Source organism: Nocardiopsis listeri (assembly GCF_020741345.1).
In the GTDB taxonomy this organism is placed as follows: domain Bacteria; phylum Actinomycetota; class Actinomycetes; order Streptosporangiales; family Streptosporangiaceae; genus Nocardiopsis; species Nocardiopsis listeri_A.
The window spans coordinates 1-7430 of sequence record NZ_DYZD01000128.1 but is presented as its reverse complement, the minus strand read 5'-3'; the positions used below and the strand labels follow the sequence as shown (position 1 = coordinate 7430).

At 68.4% G+C, this 7430-nt stretch carries 6 protein-coding genes; 2 read left to right on the top strand and 4 right to left on the bottom strand.

Going from position 1 to position 7430, the window contains the following annotated elements; translation table 11 throughout:
• On the top strand, nt 1-492 hold a 492-nt coding region (locus tag K8V84_RS07590), incomplete at its 5' end, for a fumarylacetoacetate hydrolase family protein (protein WP_304072255.1).
• Nucleotides 493-997: 505 nt separating this feature from the next.
• Nucleotides 998-1933: a YihY/virulence factor BrkB family protein gene (locus tag K8V84_RS07585; protein WP_304072253.1), complete on the top strand. Its 936-nt coding sequence runs from the start codon at nt 998-1000 to the stop codon at nt 1931-1933.
• A gap of 635 nt (nt 1934-2568) precedes the next feature.
• Here K8V84_RS07585 and K8V84_RS07580 read toward each other — a convergent pair.
• The 4 genes from K8V84_RS07580 to K8V84_RS07565 all read right to left on the bottom strand — a co-directional run bounded on the left by K8V84_RS07580 (nt 2569) and on the right by K8V84_RS07565 (nt 7220).
• Nucleotides 2569-2865 (bottom strand): YrhK family protein, encoded by a 297-nt coding sequence (locus K8V84_RS07580; RefSeq protein ID WP_304072251.1) that lies wholly within the window; start codon nt 2863-2865, stop codon nt 2569-2571.
• 153 nt (nt 2866-3018) lie between these two features.
• The gene (locus K8V84_RS07575; RefSeq protein ID WP_304072249.1) at nt 3019-3678 is read right to left on the bottom strand and encodes a putative protein N(5)-glutamine methyltransferase; all 660 of its coding nucleotides are present in this window, start codon (nt 3676-3678) and stop codon (nt 3019-3021) included.
• Between the two features lie 176 nt (nt 3679-3854).
• Nucleotides 3855-6455: an ABC transporter permease gene (locus K8V84_RS07570; protein ID WP_304072245.1), complete on the bottom strand. Its 2601-nt coding sequence runs from the start codon at nt 6453-6455 to the stop codon at nt 3855-3857.
• A 6-nt stretch (nt 6456-6461) separates the two neighbouring features.
• Nucleotides 6462-7220 (bottom strand): ABC transporter ATP-binding protein, encoded by a 759-nt coding sequence (locus K8V84_RS07565; RefSeq protein ID WP_304072258.1) that lies wholly within the window; start codon nt 7218-7220, stop codon nt 6462-6464.
• Between the last annotated feature and the right edge of the window lie 210 nt (nt 7221-7430).

Genomic DNA, 7430 nt, shown 5'->3' with positions numbered 1-7430 from the left:
CCGTTCCTGGGCAAGTCGTTCGCCACCTCCATCTCGCCGTGGATCGTGCCGGTGGCCGCCCTGGAGGCGGCGCGAGTGGAGCAGCCCGCACAGGACCCCGAGCCCCTGCCCTATCTGAGGGGCGCTCGGTCGTGGGGGCTGGACCTGCGCCTGGAGGTGCGGCTCAACGGACACGTGGTGTCCAACCCGCCCTTCTCCCAGATGTACTGGACCGCCGCCCAGCAGTTGGCGCACATGACCGTCAACGGTGCCTCCCTGCGTACCGGCGACGTGTACGCCTCCGGCACCGTCAGCGGCCCCGAGGTGGAACAACGCGGCTGCCTCCTGGAACTGACCTGGTCGGGCAAGGAACCCGTCAAGCTGCCCGACGGTACCGAGCGTGCGTTCCTGGAGGACGGCGACGAGGTCACCATCACCGCCACCGCCCCGGGCCCGGACGGGACCAGGGTGGACTTCGGTGAGGTCACCGGCCGCATTCTTCCCGCCAGGTAACACCCACCGGGCGGCGGTCCGTTACACACCGCCGCCCGGTGGGTGGTCTACAGTGAGCCGACCATGACCGACCTTCTCGGCATCAACCGTCTGGCTCTGTCCACGGCCGATCTCGACGGGCTCGTGAAGTACTACACGCAGCCGCTCGGAGCGGCGCTCGCGTTCGAGCGCGCCGCGACCCCACCGGCCCTGACGGGCGCCCCGTGGAGGTGTTCGTGCTCGAGGAATCCGATGGCACCTGCGGATGGCACCCAGACCGTGAAAGCCATCCCTGCTCAGCGTGCGAGGGCCACGATCTCGGATGTCCGGCGGTGGCTCCGGCCCGGGGAGGAGACCGGTTCGGTCACGGTGACGTTGACCGATGCGAGGGGTCCCGTACCTGTGAGGTCCGTGTCCACATCGCCGCAGCCCTCCGCCTGATCCCGTCGGGGCCGGCCACGGCCGGGTCACGTGGTTCTGGCCCGCACGTCACCGACAATGAGGGGCCGAGGACCAGGGAGGGCCGATGGCGGGAGAACGGGACCGGGGTGAGGGGCCGCGCGGCACCGCAGGGGCCTTCCCGAGGTGGTCGGCCCTGGTCTCCAGGCCGGGCCTGCGAGCCCTCGCCGTGCGGATCTGGAAGGAACTGAAGGAGAGCCAGTTCAGCCTGCTCGCGGCGGGAATGGCGTTCAGGGCGCTGCTCGCACTGTTTCCGGCCCTGCTGGCCGTGATCAGCGTCTTCGGGATGCTCGCCGACCCCGACGACCTCGCCGACCAGATCCGGACCTGGCTCGTCGCCTTTCCAGAAGACGTCAGAGAGCTGATCGAGAACCAACTCCACACCATCGCGACCGCCGACGGACGAACGCTCGGGTTCGCGTTCGCGGGCTCCGTGCTCATGGCGCTCTGGAGCGCCTCCGGCGGCATGTACGGCCTGATGCAGGGCTGCAACGCCGCCTACAGGGTGGTGGACGGCCGGTCCTACCTCGTCAAGCGCGGCATCGCCATGTTGATGGCCTTGGGCGTGGGCGCGTTCCTGTGCGTCGGGGTGGGGTCGATGGTCCTGCTCCCGATGCTGCTCGACCACTTCGGATTGAACAAGGTCGCCGAAATCCTGGTCAGGGTCGGCCAGTGGGTGCTGCTCATATGCGTGACCGTCGTGGGTCTGGGCATCGTCTACCGGGTCGCGCCCCACCGTGAGTCGCCGTCGGAGTACCGGATCACGCCGGGGGTGGTCATCGCGATGGTGCTCTGGGTGGCCGGATCCTGGGTGTTCACCTTCTCCGTCCAGCGGTTCGGTCACTTCGGCGCGACCTACGGAACGATCGCCGGGGTCATCGTTCTGATGTTGTGGCTGTGGTTGTCCTCGCTCGTGGTGCTGTTCGGAGCAGTGGTGAACGCAGAGCTCGAACAAGGAGGGACGGCCGATCCGGCCGCTTCACCGAAGCCTCGGCTGCGCTGACGTCGGAGAGCATGGCGATCGCCCGGGGCGGTCCGGGAACCCACCGCCGGGCGTTACCGCGCCGCGTCCTCGACGGATCGTCTCGGACCGAGTGTCGGACTGCGAAACCGCACGGCTCCCGGTCCACTGAACCGCACCGGCCGACGTGCTCGCTCGATTCGGACGGGTACTGCACGCCGCCGCTGCCAGGGCCCCGTCGCCCGGGGAAGAATCGAACAGATGGGCGACGGACGATGCGGTCGGAACCTGTACGTCATACGGCCAACGCCGTCGCCCTCACCTGCCTGTCGATCCTGTTGGCCGGTTTGGTGCCGACCGTCTTCGCCATGACGGCTCTGTCCGGAGCCGACCCTCCGGAGACGCTCCTGCGGATTCACCTGTGGGGAGCACTCCTTGCGATCCTCCTGCTGTGGCTCACCTGCAAGGCGGCCACTCGCCGGGTGCTGATCACCGACACCGGGTTCGAGCTGCGGGACATGTTCGTCGACCGCTTCGAGCCCTTCCACCTGGTCGATCACGTGACCATCACCGGAGGGCTCGCCCTGATCCTTGCCGATGGGGGCACCGGCGGATTCCCGGTTTCGCCCCCTCGCCGCCTATGCCATCGGGTGTTTCCCCGCGCCCTGACCGGAGTGCTAGAAGTCCATCGCGCTCTCCGCGGAAGTGCCACCGTGGCCGCCATCGTCCCGAATGCTCCGAATGTGCACCAGACGGGTGAGCCGGATGATCGGGCGGATCAGGAGTTCGATACTGCCGATCAGGAAGCACCAGGTCCCGGGGGCCATCAGGTCGGAGTAGAAGAACATGATGCTGCCCGCGATGAACCACACCGCGATGAGGATGTCGTTGCAGATGCTGACCACTTCATAGCGACGCCGGATGACCAGCTCGTCGTGGCCGATGTGCACGGTCAATGGCCGTTGCTCGGGCATGTGTCCTCCCTCGGGTACCTCCTCGTATCCTGCACGTTCTGTACATGCCGGACACGCTCCGTGATGGGGCGTGTCGTCGTTTTCGACGCGCGCGTCATCTCGGCGGCCCCTACGAGGTCACCGTTGACACCGGTCGGTGCCGCGGCGGGTCCTTCACCCTCCCGCCTGGGGTTCGGCGTGGTGGTCACGCGTCCATCCCGTGAAGGTGGCTCTCGGGGAGGCCGAAGCGTTTCGGTCGGAGGGGGCGGGGCGGCGGCCCACGACGTCGAGGCCGTCCGAGCCACCGTCCAGGGAGATCCGCGGTTCGTGGTCACGGGCCTCCGAGGGCGGCAACGTGATCTCGCCGGTGGGGACGTGCGGGGCGTTGGCGACCAGCACGTCCACCCGGCCCCACAGGGATTCGGGCAGCGGGTCGAAGAGGTCGCCCCGATGGACCTGCCCGCCCAGGGGAGCGAGGTTGTACCGGGCGCATCGGACACCGGCCGCGTCGATGTCGGCGGCGTGCAGCTCCACGCCCCGACGTTCGGTGGCCACAACCGTGCCCAACGCGCCGGTGCCGCAGCACAGGTCCAGGACCACCGCCCCGGGTTCGGTCAGGGCGAGAGCCTGTTCGACGTGGAATTCACTGCGCGATCGAGGGACGAACACACCCGGTGCCACGGACAGGCGTAGATCGCGGAAGCGGACCCAGCCCAGGATGTGCTCCAGCGGGGTGCCGGCCGCGCTCCGCCCGACCAACAGGTGGAGTTCTGCCGGGGTGCGCGCGGTGGTGGCGATCGGACCTGGTCCGATCCCATCACCTCGAACGGCCACGCACGACCTGGTGGACGAGGACCGCCTGGCCCGCCGACCGGTGACGTCAGAGTTAATCTACGACGTAAAGGTGCCGGTTTCGTGGCGTCGCGCGACCATGTGCGGACAGGCCAAGACCGGGGTGGCCACCCAGGCGATGGGGCCGCCCCGGTCACATCACATGTTCCGGACTCGGGTCACTGCGAGGCGAGCGCCCCGGTGATGGAGGTGTTGGCGGCCCGGCGGGCGGGCAGCAGGGAGGCCACCACACCGGCCGCGATCGCGATGACCAGGAACGCGAGTACCTGCCCGACGGGGAACCCGAGGACGACGTCCGACAAGGCCGCGGAGATGGCGGCCCAACCGAACACCACACCGAGCAGGACACCGATGCCGGCGCCGATCAGGCACAGCAGCACCGCTTCCACGCCGAGCATCCGGCGCAGCTGGGACTTGTTGAGCCCCAGGGCCCGCAGGATCGCGGACTCACGGGTGCGCTCCAGCACCGACAACGCCATGGTGTTGGAGATGCCGAACACCGCGATGATGATGGCCAACCCCAGCATCGCCGCGATCGCGTAGAAGGCGACGTCCAAGATCTGCTCGAACTCCTGGCGCATGTCGCCCATGGAGGTGACGTTCAGGGTCGGGTGTTCGTCCACCGTGGAGTAGACGGCCTCGCGCAGCTCCGCGGAGGAGGCGGAGTCGCTGCCCCGGACCATGACGGCCGAGTCGCCCGTGCTCTCCGGGACCACCTGCTCGTAGTCCTGCGGGGTCAGGGTCAGGCCGTACAGCATGCCCGAGTTCGACACCACGGCCGCGATCTCGAACTCGTGCTCGCCCAAGGTGATGGTGTCGCCGACCCCGACCCCGTCGGTCTTCGTACGCTCCTCGGTGATGAGCACACTGCCCGGGCCGAAGTCGGCGATGTCGCCCTCGACCACGTCGGCCCGGACCTCTTCGCCCACCGTGGCGTCCAGGAAGGTCGCCACGGGGACGGTTCCGTCGTCGTTGGTGATCCTGTCGTCGGTACTGTCCACGGAGTCGGAGCGCTCAGCGAAGACGTGCTCGATCTCCGGGCTCGTCGCCAGGTCCGCTCGCACGGACTCGGGGATGGTGCTCAGGTCGGTGCCACCGGCGGTCTCGGTGGTCGCCTCCTCGCCTTCCCCTTCGGCGACCATGTCCTCCAGGTTCAGCATGGGCGAGATCTGGTAGTCCACGGGGAACCTGCCGTCGAGCTGCTGACCGACGGTCTCCTGCATGGACGCGCTGATCACCGAGTAACCGGTGATGAGGGTGGCGCCCACGGTCAGGGCGATCATGGCGGTGGCGGCGCGGCGCGGGCTGCGCGTGGAGTTGTCCACGGCCAGCCTGCTCGGCACACCGACATGGCGCAGCGGGATACCCACCAGGTTCACGATTCCGCGCACCAGGAGCGGGCCGAGCACCACCACACCGAGGAAGGCGATCATGGCGCCTGTGGCCACGATCCACATTCCATTGGTATCGGGGCCACCGCTCAGCCCCAGGGCCACGACCCCGCCGGAGAGCAGGAACAACAGGACGCCCATGGCAGCGCGCAGCTTGCCGGTGCCCTTCTCCAAGCCGGAGGCGGTGGCACTGGTGCGCAGCGCCGCCAGCGGAGGCACCCGGGTGGCGCGCATGGCCGGAACCATCGCGGAGAACACGGTGATGGCCACACCCACGACCAGGCCGATGATCACGGCGTCCGGGGTGATCACGGCGGTGACGGTCATGTCGGGGTTCAGTAGCGGGCCACCGTATTCGACCCCTACCAGTCCCAGACCGGTTCCGGCCAGCACGCCCAAGGCCGAGGAGACCAGGCCCACCACGAAGGACTCGACCAGCACCGAACGGAAGACCTGGCCGCGCTTGGCGCCCACGCAGCGCATCAACGCCATCTCGCGCTGGCGCTGGGCGACCAGGATCGCGAAGGTGTTGTAGATGACGATGCCCGCGACGAAGACGGCGATGAACGCGAACAGCATCAGACCGGTGCGGATCATTTCGGCGTCCGTGCCGGCCCGGGCGGCCATCTGATCACCGAACTCGGTGCCGGTGGACACGTCGGCGCCCTCGCCGAGCACCCTGGCCACGGCGGCGGCGACGTCGTCTTCGGAGGTCCCCTCGGCGGCCAGGGCATCGATCTCGTGGAAGCCCTCGGCCCCGGTCACCGATGCGAAGGCCTCGGGGGTCAAAACGAAGGCCCCGGTGTAGCTCAGGTCGGGCTCCAGCCCCACATCGAACAGGCCGGTGACGGTGAACTCCTGCTTCTGCTGATCGGAGTCGAGCAGGCTGACGGAATCGCCCACCTCGAAACCGGCCTGGTCGCTGATGGTGGTGGCCAGGACGATCTCGTCGTAGCTGTCGGGCAGCTCGCCTTCGGAGACGCTGTACCGGGTCACCTCATCCACGGTCAGGGCATAGGGAGGAATCATGCCGAAGGCGCGTCCCTCGGCGTCCAGGATCAGTGAGGAAGCCTGACGTACCCCGTCGGCCTCGGCGACCTCGGGCAGGTCGCGGATCTGGTCGAGTTGCTCCTGGGTGAAGGGCTCGGGGTCCTGCAAGGTGCCGTCCTGGGCCTCCAGGGCCTCGGGAACGGCGATGGTGTCGATCTCGGTGGCCGAGCCCATCGCGGACGCTTCATAGCTGGCCTTGAGGCTGTCGGAGAAGACCATGGTGCCGGCGATGAACATGACCCCGAGCAGGATGGCCAGGGTGGTGGTGACGTAGCGGGCCTTGTGCAGTCGAAGCCCGGCCAGGGTGGTGCGCAGCATGGAGGGTCAGGCCTCCAGCTTCAGCAGGCGCTCGGAGACCAGTTCGGCGGTGGGGTCGGTGACCTCGTCCACCAGACGGCCGTCGCGCAGGAACACGACACGGTCGGCGTAGGAGGCGGCGACGGGATCGTGGGTGACCATGACGATGGTCTGGTTCAGATCGCGTGCGGAGTTGCGCAGGAAGGCGAGGATCTCAGAGCCCGAACGGGAGTCGAGGTTACCGGTGGGCTCGTCGGCGTAGACCACCTCGGGTGCGTTGAGCAGGGCCCGGGCCACGGCCACGCGCTGTTGCTGACCACCGGAGAGCTTGGCGGGAAGGTGGCCGAGCCGATCGCGCAGCCCGACGACGTCGATGATGTGGTCCAGGCGCTCCGGGTCGACCTTGCGCTTGGCGATCTGCGAGGGCAACAGGATGTTCTGCTCGGCGGTCAGCATCGGCAACAGGTTGAAGGACTGGAAGATGAACCCGATCCGGTCACGGCGCAGCAGGGTGAGTTCACCGTCGCGCATGCCGGTGATCTGGGTGCGACCCAGGTGCACACTGCCGGAGGTGGGCACGTCCAGCCCGGCCAGGCAGTGCATGAGGGTGGATTTACCGGACCCGGAGGGGCCCATGATCGCGGTGAAGGCACCGCGGTGGAAGTCGACGTCGACGCCGGCCAGGGCGTGGACCTGGGTGCCGCCGGTGTCGTAGGTCTTGGTCAGGGCCCGGGCCACCACGACCGGAGGGGCCTGGATGGGGGACTGGGGTTGTGCTGACGGCATGCTCACGGCGGGTGACTCCTGGATGGGCGGTGACTGGTCGGCGCCGGTAAGAGGTTCCTTGACCGGGCGTGTTCATCACGCTAGGCCCGCGAGGGTGCCCGAAACCTCCACCCACGGGCCGAATCGAGAGTCGGCCAAAGGCATGATGCGGAGCGGGTTCACGACGCCTAAGTGGGGGAGGGCCCCCTACTTTCGTCGGGGGTTCCACCG